A 17,716-nucleotide genomic window follows, 5' to 3' on the forward strand; every position below is an offset into this window, starting at 1 on the left:
TCTGTTTATGCCTTTACCTGTGCCAACTTTAGATAAGAGTGCAGTTCTCCATTTTTATACTCAACCGCTGAGTGTATGTTGATTTCACCGTTTCCAACAACAGAAAAGTGATAGTGATTTTCGCCTTTGTAGATATCAACATTAAGCAGTCCATCTTCGACCTTCCAACACCCTTTCGTCGCGAAACGGTCAAACAGGCGAAACTCTTCAAGAGTACCATCAGAGTGAAAACAAACCTCCGTGATGTAACCGCCCGTACAGGTTTTTATCCAATGACTGTTTGAGACATCGCTTTCACTTATCGCTCTTTTACACCGCTGCCACTGCTCTATATCGGCAGAATCAATATCAAGATCATCCACCTCGTGCAGATCTACCAGTTGTTCCTTGCTCTCTCGCCAATAGAGCTGCTTTAACGTCTTCAAACTCATCGTTTACTGCACCTTACCCACGTAGAGAACAAAATCTAGATTCACTTCCTTTTTACCATCACCCCATAGCTCTAGCAGCATCTTGCGAGCCTGTTTGATGAACTCATCCCCATGCTCATCTATGCAAAGCCTAGTCGCTGAAAAAGTACAAATGAAATCTAGGTACTCATCTAACGTCCAGTCCACTTTCATTTCAAATGAGGGTGGCGACAGTTGAGTGAAAGGAAACTCTACGTCTCGATAGTGATCCCAAAGCAATCGGTTCTGAGGAGCCCAATAAGGTTCAATCTTATCTAAAATCGAACATTTCAATTCTTGGTCTATCTCACTACTCACACAAGGCCAAGTGTAGCCCCAAGCAGCAAAGACGCCTCCCGGTTTAAGTACTCGCCTAACCTCCGGCCAAAACTTATCAAAATCAAACCAATGCAATGCCTGAGCCACACAAACTAAGTCGAAAGCACCGCCATCAAAACCACTGTTTTCTGATGAGCAGACTGAATACTTAATCTTCGGATGTTGCTTCGCATTTTCGATTTGCGCCGTACTCACGTCCGTTGCAGCCACATTTTGAAAGTAACGCAGCAAGCTGTCTGCTGCCTGCCCGTTTCCACATGCGCAATCCCACACAGCTTCTGTAGCCGGTGCAACAGTAGACAAGTACTCAAACAAGGCTTCAGGGTATAGTGGCCGAGCTGACTCATAGAGCTCTGATTTATGACTAAACAAAGTATGAACTGACATCCTTCCTCCTATAGCAAATCGCTCGAACTTAGACTCCCCTTCAGTGGGCTGTCTCTCAAATCAACATCACTAATAGCATTGAAGGAGCAAAGAAAAGGAATTTATCCTGAGATAACTAGATGTATGTCACACTCATTGTATGAGCCGATTTTCGGTATTCAATTATTGCTTAACGGCTGTTTTAACGATAAAAACAATGGATTCGCACTGAACCCATTGCTTTAGCTAAGTCGTACTAGACAATCTAATACTCTAGGATAGCGAGCTACTGATTTTCGAGAATAACGCGTGCATTTAAGGCTTGAATTGGACGGTTGTTCTCTCCCATCACGTTGGCGAATTGTTTTACTTGTTCCGGCGAGATGCTCTGTACATCTTTAAACACTAACCAACGAACCCCTTCAGAGCATGGTGGAGTAGTCAACGATCCACTAAAGCGGTAATACTCTTTGTCCCTTGGAATTAGAGCGTTCGCATCAAACGGCACTTTAATCGCAATATTTTGATCTTTGCTCGGTATGTTTTGTAGTAGTTTAGCTAACGTTGAATTCGACTCACCAAGTTTAAAAAATACCGCAACAACGGCCAAATTGCCCTGCTCATCCGCATGAACGAAATGCGCTTCTAACGGGTACTCTTTGCCATCAACATGGTTTTCAGAAGGCGTATGGAAGTGGAACTGTTTCAGTTGAAACGCTTTACCATCCACTTTTAATGTATTGCTTCCCTCTAAACTGGTTTGCAAAGTGTGACCATTGTTTAGTAACGAAATCACTTTGCCTTGGTAATCAAATTGCAGATCTTTCAAATCAGCGTCGGTAGCCGACTCAATATTCACTGGACTTTGGTTTTTACCATTTGCACATTCAGAAGCAAACTCTCCCCAGTGTTCAGGTCCATGTTCGCCTTCATATCCCCAGTTCGCCGCCTGCGCTGACGCTGCAAACACAGTACAAAGACCTAATGCTAAAATTGATTTTTTCATTTCTCTTTCCTTATATCGCCAACGGTGTCCTAGACATCATAAGTCGACATAACTGTCTTAAAGTAGAGAGTAATCTTTGTTTTCATACTAACTTTCGAACCATGTTCAAAGGAATTGCAATCGCGCTGATTCTCAATAAGTAAATGCGTGCTACAAAGCAATATTGAGCAAAAATCCCCTTCTTTTGACGAGTGTCTGGGCGTAAATTTGACCAATTAGCAAAATGCGCTAAAATAATGGCATATTGCCTAAGAGGTGACTCACTATGTCTACCACAATCGAAACTGCAGCGAATGCAAACTTAAATACTTGGTTTGGCTGGTCTATAGACAATGAACTAGACCTTTCAAATCTAGTGCGTGATGGTGTCGACCCGTCAGTAATAAATACGTTGATTGAACACGGATTTAAGAAACAAGAACTGAACTGGGTGATCCCTAGCCGAACCTTATCGCATCGTGTCAGCAAATCCGAAAAACTGACTCGAGATGAAAGCGCAAAAGTCATTCGCGCAGCTCGATTAACCGCTCAAGCAGTTGCTGTGTTTGGCAACGAGCAAAAAGCGAATAACTGGCTAAGTAAACCTAAGAAAAAACTTGATGGGCGAACTCCAAAAGAAGCCATGCAAGATGAGTTTGGTGGCAACATTGTCGAACAATTGCTCTTGAGAATCGAATCTGGATATTTCTAATGGCGATACTTTGGCGAATATCAGATTTTGAAGATTTAAAAGGTATTGGCGGACTTAAAGCAAGTGGAAGGTGGCATTCTCAAGGCCACCTTATCGTCTATCTTGCAGAACACCCTGCACTCGCACTACTTGAGGTTTTAGCTGGCTTAGATATCGATCTAGAAGATTTGCCTGACCGATTCAAACTGCTCAAAGTTGAAATCGACGATAATGAACTGGCTCAAAGCTACTTACCCAAGTTAAAAAGTAATTGGACAAAGAACGAAAGAACCACGCAAGCTATTGGAAACGAATGGCTGAAAGATGGCCACACCTTACTTGCCAAAGTCCCGAGTGCAATTCTCCCTGAATCTACCAACTACCTATTTAATTCAAGCCATCCCGCCGCTACGAAAGCAAATATTGTGGAAGTGATTCACTTTCCGTTTGATGAGAGATTGGTGACTTAGTTTCTCGTTAAAGGAAGAGTATTTACATCATTCCAAACACAAGAAAGGCGACAGTTAAACCTGTCGCCTTTTGCTAATTAAAAACTAAATTCTGTTATTCCCAATCAAGGATAACTTTGCCAGAAAGCCCGCTACGCATAGCGTCGAAGCCTGCTTGGAAGTCATCAACCTTAAAGTGATGAGTGATGATTGGCGTTAGATCTAGGCCTGATTGGATCAGTGAAGCCATCTTGTACCAAGTTTCAAACATTTCGCGGCCATAGATGCCTTTGATAACCAAGCCTTTGAAGATAACTTGGTTCCAATCAATACCCATATCTGATGGTGGAATACCTAGCAGAGCAATGCGACCACCGTGGTTCATTGTCGTTAGCATTGAGTTGAATGCTGATGGGTTACCAGACATTTCTAGACCTACATCGAAGCCTTCTGTCATGCCTAGCTCAGACATTACGTCTTCAAGCTTTTGCTCAGCAACGTTAACTGCGCGCGTTACACCCATCTTACGAGCAAGCTCTAGACGGTATTCGTTCACGTCAGTAATAACAACGTGACGTGCACCAACGTGTTTTGCAACCGCAGCAGCCATGATACCAATTGGACCTGCGCCTGTGATCAGCACGTCTTCACCGACTAGGTCGAAAGAAAGCGCCGTGTGTACTGCGTTACCAAACGGGTCAAAGATGGATGCAAGGTCATCAGAAATGCCTTCAGGAATCTTAAACGCGTTGAACGCAGGGATCACTAGGTATTCTGCAAACGCACCTTCACGGTTTACGCCCACACCAATCGTGTTACGACATAGGTGAGTACGGCCACCACGACAGTTACGGCAGTGACCACAAGTGATGTGGCCTTCGCCAGATACGCGATCACCAATTTCAAAGCCGCGAACTTCTTGGCCAATAGCAACCACTTCACCTACATATTCATGGCCAACAACCATAGGGACTGGAATTGTCTTTTGTGACCATTCATCCCAGTTGTAGATGTGAACGTCTGTACCACAGATAGCGGTTTTCTTAATCTTGATTAGGATATCATTGTGGCCAACTTCAGGCTTGTCCACTTGAGTCATCCAGATGCCTTCTTCAGGCTTTAATTTTGATAGTGCTTTGATTTTCATTACTTAATGATCTCCATGTCACGACCCACTTCGATGAAAGCATCGATAGCGCGATCTAGCTGCTCACGAGAGTGCGCTGCTGACATTTGTGTACGAATACGAGCTTGGCCTTTTGGTACTACTGGGAATGAGAAACCAACCACGTAGATGCCTTTTTCAAGAGCGCGTTCAGCAAATTCTGCCGCTACTTTTGCATCACCCAGCATGATTGGAATGATCGCGTGATCAGCGCCGCCCATTGTAAAACCAGCAGCTTCCATACGAGTGCGGAAGTGCGCTGCGTTTTCCCATAGACGAGTACGTAGTTCACCGCTTTCTTTAAGGAGATCAAGAACACGGATAGATGCGTTCACAATTGCAGGAGCAACAGAGTTAGAGAACAGGTATGGGCGAGAACGCTGACGTAACCAGTCAATCACTTCTGCTTTACCAGAGGTGTAACCGCCTGATGCGCCGCCCATTGCTTTACCAAGTGTGCCCGTGATGATATCTATACGGTCTACAACGTTATGGAACTCGTGAGTACCTGCCCCGTTTTCACCCATGAAGCCAACTGCGTGAGAATCATCAACCATAGTCAACGCGCCGTACTTATCTGCAAGATCACAGATAGCAGGAAGGTTTGCAACTACGCCGTCCATTGAGAACACACCGTCAGTCACGATAAGAATATGGCGAGCACCTGCTTCTTTTGCTGCAATAAGTTGCTGCTCAAGCTCTTTCATGTTGTTGTTCGAGTAACGGAAGCGCATTGCTTTACATAGACGAACACCGTCGATGATTGAAGCGTGGTTTAGTGCGTCAGAGATGATTGCATCTTCTTTGCCTAAGATTGTTTCAAATAGACCAGCGTTAGCATCAAAACAAGAGGTGTAAAGAATCGTATCTTCTTTACCTAAGAATGTAGAAAGTTTTTGCTCAAGCTCTTTATGGATGTCTTGAGTACCACAAATAAAACGAACAGATGCCATACCAAAGCCGTGCTGATCCATGCCCGACTTACCCGCTTCGATAAGTTCTGGGTGGTTTGCAAGACCAAGATAGTTATTTGCACAGAAGTTAAGTACTTCTTCACCAGTTGAGATTTTCACAGCAGCTTGTTGCTGTGAAGTGATGACGCGCTCTGATTTGTAAAGACCTTCAGACTTTACTTCTTCAATTTGATTTTGAATCTGTTCGTAGAATGCAGAAGTCATTTCATTCCTTCCTAATTATTATCTTAAGCAATTGCTCGTTATTGTGTTGAGAGTAGTTTCCGCTCTCATCTGATTGCTTAAGTGTAATCGAAGCAAGGGACTTCCATTATCCCATCAGGTGGAAAAACATTATTGAACCTGAGGCACAAATAAGTTCTACTATCGTCCGTCAAACACGATTGTTAGACCAGAAAGTAGAAAGATACCCAAGGCAACAAGCAAGATATTTTCGAGCATTGCCCAAAGGTCGAGTAGGTAAACAGCCTGCTGCATAGCGCTTTCTCCTATTAGTGTATTGGCCGTAAACATACAGTACGAAACCGTGATATAACTCGATCCTGGTCTCAAAAAAACCTTATTTATAAACATTTTAACATGTGAAAATTTATGAATAACACTAAGCTCATTGCCCTACTGCCAGACCTTGCGAGCTTCATTCTGATCGTCGAAGAAGGCAGTTTTACAGCGGCTGCGAAAAAGTTAGATGTCACCCCCTCTGCGTTAAGTAAAATGGTCACGCGCTTAGAATCATCGCTATCTGTGAAATTGTTTGAGCGTACTACTCGCAAGCTCATCATTACTCAATCTGGCCAACAGGTGTACGACCAAGCGATCATCATGGTCAACGCCGCTAAGCAAGCGGTAGAGCTATCAACATCCGATCATACTGAAATGCGAGGTGCGCTGACGGTGGCGGCACCAGAAGCATTTCTAAACTCAGTGCTGCAACCCTTTGTTGTACCGTTTTTAAAAAAATACCCGGATATTCAGCTCAAGCTTCGCGCAGCAGATGGAGAGATTGATTTAATTCGTGACAACATTGATGTGGCGTTTAAGCTCACCGACAAGCCAGATGAAAACCTCGTATTGAAAGAGATCGGCAGCACAAACTTAGTCTTATGTGCGAGCCCAGAGTATCTAAAACATCGCGGTACACCTGAGCACCCAAGCGATCTTGAATCTCACGACTGTCTCTACTTAGCCGAAAATGATCGTGACCATATCTGGGATTTCTTTAAAGATGATGAATACCACTCGATTCCAGTCACAGGTCGATACGCAGTCAACCAATCTCAAATGCGTCTAACTGGGGTCAAGAATGCGCTCGGTATCGGGATTTTCCATGACTTTGTGATAGCTGAAGCCTTAGCCAAGGGTGAAGTGGTCCAGGTATTATCCGATTGGACTATTAAAAGTAACTACCATGGCGCCGTTGCTATGCAATACCCACAAACCAAATATATGCCAGCAAGGCTCAGAGCCTTTATTGATTACGTCAGTGAAAAACTCACCTATAAACTGGCCAAATAAAGAGGCCCTCGTTGTGAGGGCCAATTAATCACTAAGCTAAATACGCTTGTAAACGTTCAGATCTGCGCACAATAAGCCAATCAAGTAATGCAACCCCTGCAATAGTGGCACCTGCTAGAGGGAAGCAGAGTCCAACCACCAATACAGTTACAAGGCCAGATCGCCAGATTTTCTCTTGCTCAAATCTCGCAGGTACGCCTAGTGTCGCTCGCCCTTTTGGACGTCGTACCCACCACATCACCACACCTGTTATTGAAATAATAATGAACGCCAAACAGAAAAAGACATTGAGTAGCTTATTCACGATACTGACATCGCCTTGATGCAGCGAAACGCCAGCGGCCATCAATTTGGCCACGACACTGTAATCTTGCCACGTGACATCCACCAACACTTCTCCCGAGTACTGATCAAAATGCGTCGTTCTGTCATCTCGTGGGTCAATCACATCACCTGCCATTGAGTTAGCCGCTACGGTATACACACCAGTGTCAGAGCGAGGCATAAAGACTTTAAACTGAGTGAATCCCATCAGCTTCGCTTTCTCGATTACATCATCAAGCGGATATGTTTTAAGGTTGTGCTGCTCGAAGGATTCTTCACCATGATGTCCTGAATGATCCTCTGCTTCAGCGAGTACTTTTGACTCTGGCAAGGCCGCTAATTCTAAGTTCCAAGGTAACTCTTCCTCGCTACCATGATTCAAGCTTGCATGGGTCAAATCAGATTTGGGCTTTTCACCCCATGTGTAGTAAGTCGGAAAAGTATTCCAACCCTGAACCATTTTCGCACCCCATACACCAGCCCACGCTAAACCAGATAGAATGAACAAAAGCAAAACCACAGAGAGTACTCCGCCTAAATTGGTGTGGATATCACGCACTAGAATACGAGTACCAGAAGAAACACGAATCTTCATAAAGCCCGCTTTACTCGCATTATCAGTAGGAAGCCACATGTAGATACCGGAAACCAACAACAGAACACTAAGGCTGATAGCAACTTCAATCAAATAATCTCCCCACTGACCAATAAGAAGCGTTCCATGAATATCGTTTGCCAGTTGATACCAACTATCGCTGCGATCTATTTCCCCAAGAACAGTTGCGGTGTATGGATTAACCGTAATGAATAGCGAGCGTCCATCTTCATATCGAATACTGACACGGTTGGCGACATCAGCCTGATTAGAAGCCACAAACTGGGTGACAGATGCAAATGGATAGGCTTCTTTTACCGCGGTAATTTGCTGTGAGACAGGCTTCGCTGAATCTTGCGCTGCAATAGATAATATTTGCTCGTATCGTGCTATCTCAATTTCATCATCAAATAGCATCACGATTCCCGTGAGGCTAAGCATAATCATAAAAGGAACGACGAATAGACCCGCGTAAAAGTGCCAACGCCAAGTCAGAAAATAACGCACTTTCGCTGTTTGTTGCTTTTGAGAGGTTTGTTCAATAGACGGACGTGCTTGTCCTTTAGGCGAAGTCTTAATTTGACTACCCAACATAATATTTTCCTTTTTAGGCGCAACAGAGCCTCCCCCGAATCAATCAAACGCGGGAAGTCGCTGAGCAGCCTGAACTTTACTTATTAGAATAGATTTACTTTTTTTAAAATTATTTAGGAAAACGATGTGATTGGAGGAGCGCGAGGAATCGCCAGTTGATAACGAGCACTTAGAGCCAAAAAAGTGTACGCTTCAAACGGCGCGATCGATTGTCTTGCGACATAGAGTGGGGTTGGAAGTGAATCTTGGTGAAAACTAGAAAAGTGACTGAATGGACAAGGTTTACTGTGTTGAGTCTCAGCTTTCCCCTCTTCGACTTGAACAAGTTCAAAGCCGTTTACTGTACATAGGGTTGCCCAAACACCAGCATTCGAACCATGAGCATTAATTACAGGCATCAAAGTGACAAGCACCCAACTAAGGGCACTTGCGAATAGCATGGTTCGGTTAAAGCTGACTGTACGTAACATTGTCACTCTCTATTAGTTGAGCGCAAATATATAACGAAACAGTAACAAATACCGCAATTTAAGTCTTAAAACTCAACTATCATCAAACTTTTTATAAAACCAATTAATAGATAGAAGGGCTAAAACTCTCCCTAGCCGAACAACTTGCTCCAGATGCTTGGATTACGTTTGTCGTGATACTCAACACGCAGATCATCAACCACTTTTAGTTCTGCTTTTGCCGCTTCTAGTTGACCACTTTCTAGCTTGCTCTCAACAGAGTCAAGTGCCACCGAAAGTTTACTAAAGCCTTCAAAATACGTATCAAATTTTTCTGGTGGGTAATCGCCACGCTTTGCCTGTTCAACCAGTTCAGATAAATTGCCAACAGCGGTTTTCATTGTGTCAACTTCCGTTGCCTCAGCTGCTTGCTTGAATTCCACCTTCATCTGCTTCATTGCCGCTTTCAAATCAAAATCAGAGGCAAAAGTTTGAGCTGACATTACAATTGCGAAAATAGGGAGTAACTTTTTCATTTTGTTTTACTTATTGATTTAATAACAAGGGCAGAGTGTACTTAATTTGTTGATACACTGAATCCCAAATTTGTTTCGATTTATAAATGGTCGTACTCGGCGATTGGAGCTCTTCCTCGCAGGGCTAAAAAGTCGAGAAACTGACGAGATGAATGAGTAATTACCTTTTCTGAGGCAATACCAACCTCATCCAAGAGCTTAGATACTAGGTCTAAATTGCCCACATCGTGACAGAAGTGTGCATCACTCCCCGTCGTAAAATAGACGCCAAGCGCTTTACCGACTTTTGCTATCTCATAGCAACGCTCAACACTACCGACTCGGCTATTGCCTCTCAGCGTGGTGTTATTGATCTCAATCGCAACGTTTTGCTTTTTCGCTTCCGCTAATACCACTTCAAAATCAAAGTCGAAATTCGGGTTGCCGAGGTGACCTAGTGCATCGACTCGTCCACCTTCAATCACATTAATCAGCGCTTGAGTATGCGTTTCTTTGTTGGCTGGCCTAAAAACGGGTTCATGAAAGCTAGCGATAACCCAATCTAAATTTCGATCCGTTGTTGGATGAATATCAACCTCCCCCTCAATATTTAGAATATTGGACTCCACGCCACGTATTACCGCTACCCCTTCAAGGAATCGTGGCAATACACGCTGATTAGAGAAAAACCAATAGTGCGGCGCACCCGGCATCGACTCAGCATGGTCTGTCGTGCACAGCATCTCTAATCCATTTTCTTTTGCTAAGCGAGCATTCTCTATCAAGGTGCTGTAAGCATGTCCACTCGCGTAGGTGTGAGTGTGGGTATCAATAACAAGTTTCATAGTCACAACGGTCTAATTAGCATTGGCAGATTATGTTATCAGCCTTTGTTTATCGATGCTTGTATAAACACATGACAAGTTGATGAAAAACAGAACAAGTTAGAATTTGGGGATTTCTCATTATTTAGCTAATACTTATTAAGTTAATAATAAAAGGTGGAACATGAGAAAACGCCGCTATTCGCTCAGTATTCACATCACGAGTTTATTTTTGATTCTGACTACTTTAGTCGGAGCTGTCTTAATTGCGATCAGCTACCAACATGCACAAGAATTGCTTTCTGGTAGTGCCAAAGAATTAAGCAGGGAAAACAGTCGTCAACTGGAATCAACCTTTCAATTGAAAACAGGCCCCATCTTTACGACGCTAGATTTTATGGCATTAAGCCGAATAGTTGAAAAGAACATTAACCCTTATAAAGATACTCGATTTCTTACCTCACTCAATCTGATATTTGAACGAAATCCTGGTCTTGTTGCGCTCTACTATGCGAATGAAAAAGGCGACTTAACACTCTTTAGAGCACTCCGTTCAAATAGTGTTCGAGAACAATTTGGTGCGCCACCTAAAGCAACCTTAATGGTCAATCGAACCAAAGTCAGTGGCACCAATGCTTTCTACTTTCTAGATGGGAGTTACAAGCTGCTCAAGCAAAAAACAACACGAGATAATAAGTTTGACCCCCGGACGAGGCCTTGGTTTAAAAACGCTGACAAAGATGGCGAGATACGCTTAACCAACCCTTACTTCTTTTACTTTTTAAAAACCAACGGCATTACCCTAGCTCGAAGAACCCCAAACGGGAATTCCGTGGTTGGCGCGGACTTCACCCTAAACTCCCTCTCAGAACAAATCAGTCAACTTGGTTACTCGGACTCTAGTCGCCTGATACTGTTTGACAATCAGTTCCATGTATTAGCGCAGCATCAATCAGAGATCAAACTTGATGATGATATCAGCGCTGTAAGGGATAAACTCGAGGGGAGTATTTTTGCATCTGTCTTGGACCGTGTATCCAGTCAAATCTTGTATGAACAGGCATCCCAAGATAATACAAATTGGTCCATCACTTTAACGCCGGTGAGCCTAAACAAACACACGCGCATTCTTCTCGCCGAAGCAACACCACAAGAAGATTTATTGCAAAACCTGCTCAGTATGCGAAATAAGCAAGTCCAAGTCGCCTTCTCATTATTAGCCGTGAGTTTCCTAGTGGTGTGGTTCGTCGCCAAACGACTGGCAAACCCTCTTCAAGCGCTCATGCAGCAAACCGATAGTATTGCTCGTTTTGATTTCAAGAAGACTCGTTATTCTCGAAGCGTCATAAAAGAAGTCGCCAATCTCACGACCTCAATTGAATTAATGGAACATACGTTGCACGATTTACTTCGTTTGCTACGTGAGACAGCCAGTAACCAAGACTTCAATGTGTTGGCAAAAACCGTGACTCATCAGAGCTATTTGGTCACTCGAGCAGAAACCATCGTTCTCTATACCAAGGACTCTGCGGATGGCGAATATGAAACCGCCGCCAACCACGCCATCATTCCGTTTAAAATTGATATCAATGAATTTCTACAATCAACAGCATGGATTCAAAAAGACTTAGCTCAAGGTGAAGTGTTGCATTTCAATCGTGAAGACAACAGCGTCGCCAATTATAAAGACACCCTTTACAACTCAGACATTTACTTGTTTCCACTGCTTAACCGAAGTAGTGAATTAGTTGGAATTTTATTACTCGGATATGAGCGAGCCATTACTCAAGAGCAAAGTGACAAACACGCTTTCTTAAAAGAACTTTTGAGCTTTGCAGAACTTGCGAAAGAAAACATCGACAAGATTCGACAACAAAAAGAGATGCTAAACGCGTTTGTCGAACTGATTGCATCCGCCATTGATACCAAATCCCCTTACACCGGTAGCCATTGCCAGCGCGTACCTGCACTCTCCAAAATGCTCACTGAAGCTGCTGACAAAGACAAGATCCACTTTGCCACCTTTACTATGAATGATGCAGAGCGAGAGGCGCTCCACCTCGCATCTTGGTTGCATGACTGCGGCAAAGTGACTACCCCTGAGTATGTAATCGATAAAGCGACCAAATTAGAAACAATTTACGACCGTATTCATGAAGTTCGAATGCGCTTCGAGTTATTAAAAGCCCAAGCTGAGATTAATTACTGGCAACAGTTAGCGAGTGGGGAAAAAGACCGAGAAACACTCAAGCAAGAGCTCGCGAGCAAACAACACCAATTAGACGATGACTTTGCCTTTGTCGCTGAGTGTAACATTGGTAGCGAACTCATGAATCAAGCAGCCATCGACAGATTACACACCATAAGCCAACAGCAATGGAAGCGAACGCTAGACGATCAGCTAGGAGTCTCTTGGGTAGAAAAAACGCGTGCAGAACCGTCCCCGAGCCTACCTGTTATGGAAAACTTACTGTGTGACAAAGCCGTGCATAAAATTCATTGGCCTCAAGGCGTCAACCCTAAAGATGTTTGGCAAGAGGATTTTGTCTTATCACCTGGAGAGCTAAAGTACAATCGCGGTGAGCTGTATAACCTATCCATTCAACGTGGAACCTTGAATGATGAAGAGCGTTTCATCATCAACGACCACATTATCCAAACCATAACCATGCTCAACAGACTTCCCTACCCCGAACATTTGAAAGAAGTGCCAGAAATAGCCTGCGGCCACCACGAGCGAATGGATGGACAAGGTTATCCTAAAGGTCTAGCAGAACATGAATTGTCCATTCCCGCGCGAGTGATGGCCATCGCTGATGTATTTGAAGCATTAACCTCTAGCGATCGCCCCTATAAGAAAGCGAAGACACTGTCTGAATCCATCGAAATAATGACCGACATGGCCGTCACTGGGCATATCGACCCTAAACTCTACCTGCTATTTTTAGAACAAGAATTAGATCAAAGCTACGCGGAACAGTTTTTAAGCGAGGAACAGATAACCCACTATGACCGTGAAGCCCACATCTATAAAATGAAAGAGTATATTAAAGCAAGATTCTAAGACTCGGCGTCAAACCATCATTAGTGCAAAAGCTCCATTTGGTAACATTAAACCAACATTTCACCTTACGTTGAAAATCAAAAACTTAGCCAAAAACAAGTCATTATTTAATCGATTGCTTCAGCAAAGGTTGATGTATGTCAAAGACTCATAGACAATACGCTGCCGAATAGAGATTTATCTCTGAACCTGTATGTGTATGGTTGCACTCGGTTTGCACCCATTTATCTATTTTTGGTTTTACCTATCAAAGCTATAGGTAGTATCGATTATAAATATGGTGGTGTCACTGATAGGTTTGGCAGCACATAAGCGGCCTCTTAGCGGGCACAGAATAACTACCTCGTTTTTAAGGGAAGATGATGGTAATACCAGAAAACAGCAGCATCGTTATTTTTGGTGCTTCGGGCGACTTAACGTACCGTAAGTTGATCCCAGCTTTATATCACCTTTACTCAAACAAGCAGCTTCCGCAAAACTTTGCCATTCTTGGTGTAAGTCGCACAGAATACAGCGATGAGTCTTACCGTGAAAAGCTTAAGCGCTCTCTTCAAGAAATGGAGAAGACTGAGCCAGCAACATTAGATGCTTTTATTAATCATCTGCATTACCAAGCCATCAACACCTCTGATACCGCAGATTACAGCAAGCTTACCGCTCGTCTCGATCAACTTGCTGACCAGTATCAATTCGAACAACGCAATACCCTATTCTACCTTGCAACACCACCAAGCCTTTACAGCGTGATTCCTGCAAGCCTTGCAGCACACGGCCTGAATAATGAAGACGATGGCTGGAAACGACTGATCATTGAAAAGCCGTTTGGTTACGATTTGGCGTCCGCACGCACATTGGATAAAGAAATCCACGAGCACTTCCAAGAACACCAAATCTACCGCATCGACCACTATTTGGGTAAAGAGACGGTTCAAAACTTATTGGTTTTCCGCTTCTCAAACGCGATGTTCGAACCACTTTGGAACCGCAACTTCATCGATTACGTTGAAATCACTGGGGCTGAATTCCTTGGTGTTGAAGAGCGCGGTGGTTACTACGATGGTTCTGGCGCGGTTCGAGACATGTTCCAAAACCACCTACTGCAAGTTCTTGCGATGGTTGGTATGGAGCCACCTGCGCAAATCAACGCTGATTCAATGCGTGACGAAGTGGTAAAAGTACTTCAGTGCCTTAAGCCGCTTGAAGAAGATGACCTACGCAATAACCTTGTGCTAGGCCAATACACAGAATCTGACGTTCGTGGCGAGTTTCTTCCTAGCTACCGTGATGAACACGGCGTTGCCGAAGATTCACGTACAGAAACATACGTTGGCTTAAAAGCGTACATCAATAACTGGCGTTGGAATGGTGTTCCATTCTATGTGCGTACTGGTAAGCGTTTACCGACTCGCGTGACAGAAGTCGTCATTCACTTCAAACAAACGCCTCACCCTGTTTTTGGGCAAAATGCACCAGAAAACAAGTTAATCATTCGAATTCAGCCAGACGAAGGCATTCAGATGAGCTTTGGCCTAAAAGAGCCAGGAGCAGGTTTTGTTGCAAAAGAAGTGAAAATGAACTTCCATTACGCGTCATTGCAAGAGACTCAAATGCTGACGGCATACGAGCGTCTGCTTCTTGATGCCCTTAATGGCGACGCGACACTCTTTGCTCGCAGTGATGCCGTAGAAGCGTGTTGGAAATACGTTCAACCTATTCTCGATTTCAAACAAGATCCTCAAGCGCTATTTGGCTACGCTTGTGGCACCTGGGGACCTAAAGAAGCGAATGACCTTCTTGAGCGTGATAACCGCGCATGGCGATTCCCTTGTAAAAACCTAACAGATACGGATTACTGCGAATTATGATCAATCATAAGATTTTCCAAACCGCTGAGCAGGTTGTTGAAAGCCTAGCAAATGATATGAAAGCGTTCAGCGAGCTTAAACGCCCTGTGCATATCTCACTGTCTGGCGGTAGCACACCTAAGATGCTGTTTAAGCTACTTGCGAAGGCACCATACGCAGAAGGCATTCAGTGGAACAACCTACACTTCTGGTGGGGTGACGAGCGCTGTGTGGCACCTGATGATGCAGAGAGCAACTACGGTGAAGCAAATGCACTACTGTTCAGCCAAGTGAACCTGCCAGCAGAGAACATTCACCGTATTCGTGGTGAAGATGAGCCAGCAGTTGAAGCGAAACGCTTCGCAGAAGAAATGGCAGCAGTGATCCCTTGTGAAAATGGCACACCAGTATTCGACTGGATCCTGCTAGGTGTTGGCGCAGATGGCCACACAGCATCGCTATTCCCAGGTCAAACCGACTATCAAGATGAGAACCTATCTGTACTAGCCACTCATCCTGAATCAGGCCAAATCCGCGTTTCTAAAACAGCAAAAGTATTAGAAGCCGCAAAACGAATCAGCTACCTCGTACTTGGTGCGGGCAAGGTAGAAATCGTAAACGAAATTCATACTACTCCAGCTAGCGACCTGCCTTATCCGGCAGCAAAAATCCAGTCTACAACTGGTGAAACGGAGTGGTACTTAGATTCAGACGCAGCAGCAAAAATCGCGTAATGCGAGCGTCCATTTAGAAAATTGGAGAGAAACAATGAAAGGTGATATCGGTGTAATTGGCCTAGCAGTAATGGGTCAAAACCTTATCCTAAACATGAACGATCACGGTTTTAAAGTGGTTGCTCACAACCGTACTGCTGCGAAAGTAGACGAGTTTCTAGAAGGCCCAGCGAAAGGTACAAACATCGTCGGTGCTTACTCTCTAGAAGAACTGGTTGAGAAGCTAGAAGCGCCACGTAAAGTGATGCTAATGGTTCGTGCTGGTGAAGTTGTTGATAAATTCATCGAAGCACTAACGCCACTTCTAGATAAAGGTGACATCATCATCGATGGTGGTAACACTAACTACCCTGACACTAACCGTCGCGTTGCTGCACTACGTGAGAAAGGCATTCACTTCATTGGTACTGGCGTATCTGGTGGTGAAGAAGGCGCTCGTTTCGGCCCTTCAATCATGCCTGGTGGCTCTGCTGAAGCTTGGGAAGCGGTTAAGCCTATCTTCCAAGGCATCTCTGCAAAAACTGACGCTGGCGAGCCATGTTGTGACTGGGTTGGTAACGATGGTGCTGGTCACTTCGTTAAAATGGTACACAACGGCATCGAATACGGTGACATGCAGCTGATCACAGAAGCTTACCAGTTCATGAAAGATGGTCTAGGTATGTCTGCAGACGAGATGCAAGCAGTATTCGCTGACTGGAACAAGACTGAACTAGACAGCTACCTAGTAGAGATCACTGCTGACATCCTTGGCTACAAAGATGAAGATGGCGAGCCACTAGTAGAGAAAATCCTAGACACTGCTGGCCAAAAAGGCACAGGTAAATGGACAGGTATTAACGCACTAGACCTAGGTATTCCACTAACGCTTATCTCTGAGTCGGTATTCTCTCGTTGTCTATCAGCGCTTAAAGACCAGCGTGTTGAAGCTGAGTCTCTATTCGGCAAGACAATCACACCAGTTGAAGGCGACAAGCAAGAGTGGGTTGATGCACTTCGTCAAGCTCTACTAGCTTCTAAGATCATCTCTTACGCTCAAGGCTTCATGCTAATGCGCGAAGCATCAAACGAAAACGGCTGGGACCTAAACTACGGTAACGTTGCGCTAATGTGGCGTGGTGGCTGTATCATCCGCAGCGCATTCCTAGGTAACATCCGTGATGCGTACGAAGCGAACCCAGACATCGCATTCCTAGGTTCAGATGACTACTTCAAAGGCATTCTACAAAACAGCCTAGTAGCGTGGCGTAAAGTGGCGGCTAAATCGCTAGAGTCAGGTATCCCAATGCCTTGTACTATCTCGGCACTGTCATTCCTAGATGGCTACACAACTGCTCGCCTACCAGCTAACCTGCTGCAAGCTCAACGTGACTACTTCGGTGCTCACACTTATGAGCGTACTGACCGTCCACGTGGTGAATTCTTCCACACGAACTGGACTGGTACAGGCGGCGATACAGCGTCTACGACTTACGACGTGTAAGAAAACACTTAAACGGATGAGTACGGTATTTTGTAATACCCTTAACTCATCCTATAATTAAGTTGCATATGGAGGATGCTTAGTTTATAAGCATCCTCTATTTTTTGAAACCTAAACAAGGAACCGTACACACCTGTGGCGGAAATCGGTGACACAACTAACCTGGATGGTTAAATAATCTTAATTGAGGTTCTTGAGATGACTATTAATAAGTACTTTGTATTCGTTCCACAAGCTGAGGAACACAACACTTCAAAGGACAATAAAGTGGTAACAGAAAAGGAAACTCAACGTCAGGCTTTAGTAAAACAGGCGCAGCAACAAGGCGCACTAATCGGCTAGGTTTCAATAAATGAA

At 44.2% G+C, this 17,716-nt stretch carries 17 protein-coding genes; 8 read left to right on the top strand and 9 right to left on the bottom strand.

Annotated features, from left to right (window positions below; genetic code table 11):
* Positions 1-5: 5 nt before the first annotated feature.
* The 3 genes from GVO60_RS00265 to GVO60_RS00275 all read right to left on the bottom strand — a co-directional run bounded on the left by GVO60_RS00265 (position 6) and on the right by GVO60_RS00275 (position 2,160).
* The gene (locus GVO60_RS00265) at positions 6-431 is read right to left on the bottom strand and encodes a hypothetical protein (protein WP_159650480.1); all 426 of its coding nucleotides are present in this window, start codon (positions 429-431) and stop codon (positions 6-8) included.
* Between the two features lie 3 nt (positions 432-434).
* Positions 435-1,175, bottom strand: coding sequence for a class I SAM-dependent methyltransferase (locus GVO60_RS00270; protein WP_159650481.1), 741 nt, complete (start codon positions 1,173-1,175; stop codon positions 435-437).
* Between the two features lie 265 nt (positions 1,176-1,440).
* Positions 1,441-2,160: a carbonic anhydrase gene (locus tag GVO60_RS00275; RefSeq protein WP_159650483.1), complete on the bottom strand. Its 720-nt coding sequence runs from the start codon at positions 2,158-2,160 to the stop codon at positions 1,441-1,443.
* Positions 2,161-2,425: 265 nt separating this feature from the next.
* On the opposite strand from GVO60_RS00275, the gene GVO60_RS00280 reads away from it, so the two are divergent.
* Together GVO60_RS00280 and GVO60_RS00285 are read left to right on the top strand one after the other, a co-directional pair.
* The gene (locus GVO60_RS00280) at positions 2,426-2,851 is read left to right on the top strand and encodes an Xre family toxin-antitoxin system antitoxin (RefSeq protein WP_159650484.1); all 426 of its coding nucleotides are present in this window, start codon (positions 2,426-2,428) and stop codon (positions 2,849-2,851) included.
* A complete protein-coding gene (locus tag GVO60_RS00285; protein WP_159650486.1) occupies positions 2,851-3,300 on the top strand; it encodes an RES family NAD+ phosphorylase in 450 nt (149 codons plus the stop codon). The genes GVO60_RS00280 and GVO60_RS00285 overlap by 1 nt, the downstream gene beginning before the upstream one ends.
* A gap of 94 nt (positions 3,301-3,394) precedes the next feature.
* On the opposite strand, the gene tdh is transcribed toward GVO60_RS00285, so the two are convergent.
* On the bottom strand, positions 3,395-4,426 hold the full coding sequence (gene tdh, locus GVO60_RS00290; RefSeq protein WP_159650488.1) for an L-threonine 3-dehydrogenase: 1,032 nt from the start codon (positions 4,424-4,426) through the stop codon (positions 3,395-3,397).
* Positions 4,426-5,622 carry a glycine C-acetyltransferase gene (locus tag GVO60_RS00295; RefSeq protein ID WP_159650490.1) on the bottom strand — a complete coding sequence of 399 codons (1,197 nt, stop codon included), beginning with the start codon at positions 5,620-5,622 and terminating at the stop codon, positions 4,426-4,428. Before GVO60_RS00295 ends, tdh begins: the two co-directional genes overlap by 1 nt.
* Before the next feature lie 387 nt (positions 5,623-6,009).
* Here GVO60_RS00295 and GVO60_RS00300 point away from each other — a divergent pair, with 387 nt between their 5' ends.
* Entirely contained in the window at positions 6,010-6,933 is a 924-nt protein-coding gene (locus GVO60_RS00300; protein ID WP_159650492.1) for a LysR family transcriptional regulator, read from the top strand.
* 31 nt (positions 6,934-6,964) lie between these two features.
* Here the strand turns inward: GVO60_RS00300 and GVO60_RS00305 are convergent, their stop codons facing one another.
* From GVO60_RS00305 to GVO60_RS00320, 4 genes are all read right to left on the bottom strand, one after another.
* On the bottom strand, positions 6,965-8,395 hold the full coding sequence (locus tag GVO60_RS00305) for a PepSY-associated TM helix domain-containing protein (RefSeq protein WP_371862426.1): 1,431 nt from the start codon (positions 8,393-8,395) through the stop codon (positions 6,965-6,967).
* Between the two features lie 164 nt (positions 8,396-8,559).
* Positions 8,560-8,916 (bottom strand): hypothetical protein, encoded by a 357-nt coding sequence (locus GVO60_RS00310; protein WP_159650495.1) that lies wholly within the window; start codon positions 8,914-8,916, stop codon positions 8,560-8,562.
* Between the two features lie 131 nt (positions 8,917-9,047).
* The gene (locus GVO60_RS00315; RefSeq protein ID WP_159650497.1) at positions 9,048-9,431 is read right to left on the bottom strand and encodes a cytochrome b562; all 384 of its coding nucleotides are present in this window, start codon (positions 9,429-9,431) and stop codon (positions 9,048-9,050) included.
* An 80-nt stretch (positions 9,432-9,511) separates the two neighbouring features.
* Positions 9,512-10,255 (bottom strand): phosphatase, encoded by a 744-nt coding sequence (locus GVO60_RS00320; RefSeq protein ID WP_159650499.1) that lies wholly within the window; start codon positions 10,253-10,255, stop codon positions 9,512-9,514.
* Positions 10,256-10,418: 163 nt separating this feature from the next.
* Here GVO60_RS00320 and GVO60_RS00325 point away from each other — a divergent pair, with 163 nt between their 5' ends.
* From GVO60_RS00325 to GVO60_RS22375, 5 genes are all read left to right on the top strand, one after another.
* The gene (locus GVO60_RS00325; protein ID WP_159650500.1) at positions 10,419-13,298 is read left to right on the top strand and encodes an HD domain-containing phosphohydrolase; all 2,880 of its coding nucleotides are present in this window, start codon (positions 10,419-10,421) and stop codon (positions 13,296-13,298) included.
* A 362-nt stretch (positions 13,299-13,660) separates the two neighbouring features.
* Positions 13,661-15,163 (top strand): glucose-6-phosphate dehydrogenase, encoded by a 1,503-nt coding sequence (gene zwf / locus GVO60_RS00330; RefSeq protein ID WP_162596529.1) that lies wholly within the window; start codon positions 13,661-13,663, stop codon positions 15,161-15,163.
* On the top strand, positions 15,160-15,876 hold the full coding sequence (gene pgl, locus GVO60_RS00335; protein WP_159650504.1) for a 6-phosphogluconolactonase: 717 nt from the start codon (positions 15,160-15,162) through the stop codon (positions 15,874-15,876). Before zwf ends, pgl begins: the two co-directional genes overlap by 4 nt.
* A 34-nt stretch (positions 15,877-15,910) precedes the next feature.
* Positions 15,911-17,359 (top strand): decarboxylating NADP(+)-dependent phosphogluconate dehydrogenase, encoded by a 1,449-nt coding sequence (gene gnd, locus GVO60_RS00340; RefSeq protein WP_159650506.1) that lies wholly within the window; start codon positions 15,911-15,913, stop codon positions 17,357-17,359.
* Between the two features lie 198 nt (positions 17,360-17,557).
* The gene (locus tag GVO60_RS22375; RefSeq protein WP_167522319.1) at positions 17,558-17,701 is read left to right on the top strand and encodes a hypothetical protein; all 144 of its coding nucleotides are present in this window, start codon (positions 17,558-17,560) and stop codon (positions 17,699-17,701) included.
* The last annotated feature ends 15 nt before the right edge of the window (positions 17,702-17,716 follow it).

Source organism: Vibrio atypicus, from assembly GCF_009811315.1.
Taxonomy (GTDB): domain Bacteria; phylum Pseudomonadota; class Gammaproteobacteria; order Enterobacterales; family Vibrionaceae; genus Vibrio; species Vibrio atypicus.

Bases quoted from the DNA above. Each gene is read 5' to 3' on its own strand.
- GVO60_RS00265 (WP_159650480.1), bottom strand. From the start codon at position 431: ATGAGTTTGAAGACGTTAAAGCAGCTCTATTGGCGAGAGAGCAAGGAA.
- GVO60_RS00270 (WP_159650481.1), bottom strand. From the start codon at position 1,175: ATGTCAGTTCATACTTTGTTTAGTCATAAATCAGAGCTCTATGAGTCA.
- GVO60_RS00275 (WP_159650483.1), bottom strand. From the start codon at position 2,160: ATGAAAAAATCAATTTTAGCATTAGGTCTTTGTACTGTGTTTGCAGCG.
- GVO60_RS00280 (WP_159650484.1), top strand. From the start codon at position 2,426: ATGTCTACCACAATCGAAACTGCAGCGAATGCAAACTTAAATACTTGG.
- GVO60_RS00285 (WP_159650486.1), top strand. From the start codon at position 2,851: ATGGCGATACTTTGGCGAATATCAGATTTTGAAGATTTAAAAGGTATT.
- tdh (WP_159650488.1), bottom strand. From the start codon at position 4,426: ATGAAAATCAAAGCACTATCAAAATTAAAGCCTGAAGAAGGCATCTGG.
- GVO60_RS00295 (WP_159650490.1), bottom strand. From the start codon at position 5,622: ATGACTTCTGCATTCTACGAACAGATTCAAAATCAAATTGAAGAAGTA.
- GVO60_RS00300 (WP_159650492.1), top strand. From the start codon at position 6,010: ATGAATAACACTAAGCTCATTGCCCTACTGCCAGACCTTGCGAGCTTC.
- GVO60_RS00310 (WP_159650495.1), bottom strand. From the start codon at position 8,916: ATGTTACGTACAGTCAGCTTTAACCGAACCATGCTATTCGCAAGTGCC.
- GVO60_RS00315 (WP_159650497.1), bottom strand. From the start codon at position 9,431: ATGAAAAAGTTACTCCCTATTTTCGCAATTGTAATGTCAGCTCAAACT.
- GVO60_RS00320 (WP_159650499.1), bottom strand. From the start codon at position 10,255: ATGAAACTTGTTATTGATACCCACACTCACACCTACGCGAGTGGACAT.
- GVO60_RS00325 (WP_159650500.1), top strand. From the start codon at position 10,419: ATGAGAAAACGCCGCTATTCGCTCAGTATTCACATCACGAGTTTATTT.
- zwf (WP_162596529.1), top strand. From the start codon at position 13,661: ATGGTAATACCAGAAAACAGCAGCATCGTTATTTTTGGTGCTTCGGGC.
- pgl (WP_159650504.1), top strand. From the start codon at position 15,160: ATGATCAATCATAAGATTTTCCAAACCGCTGAGCAGGTTGTTGAAAGC.
- gnd (WP_159650506.1), top strand. From the start codon at position 15,911: ATGAAAGGTGATATCGGTGTAATTGGCCTAGCAGTAATGGGTCAAAAC.
- GVO60_RS22375 (WP_167522319.1), top strand. From the start codon at position 17,558: ATGACTATTAATAAGTACTTTGTATTCGTTCCACAAGCTGAGGAACAC.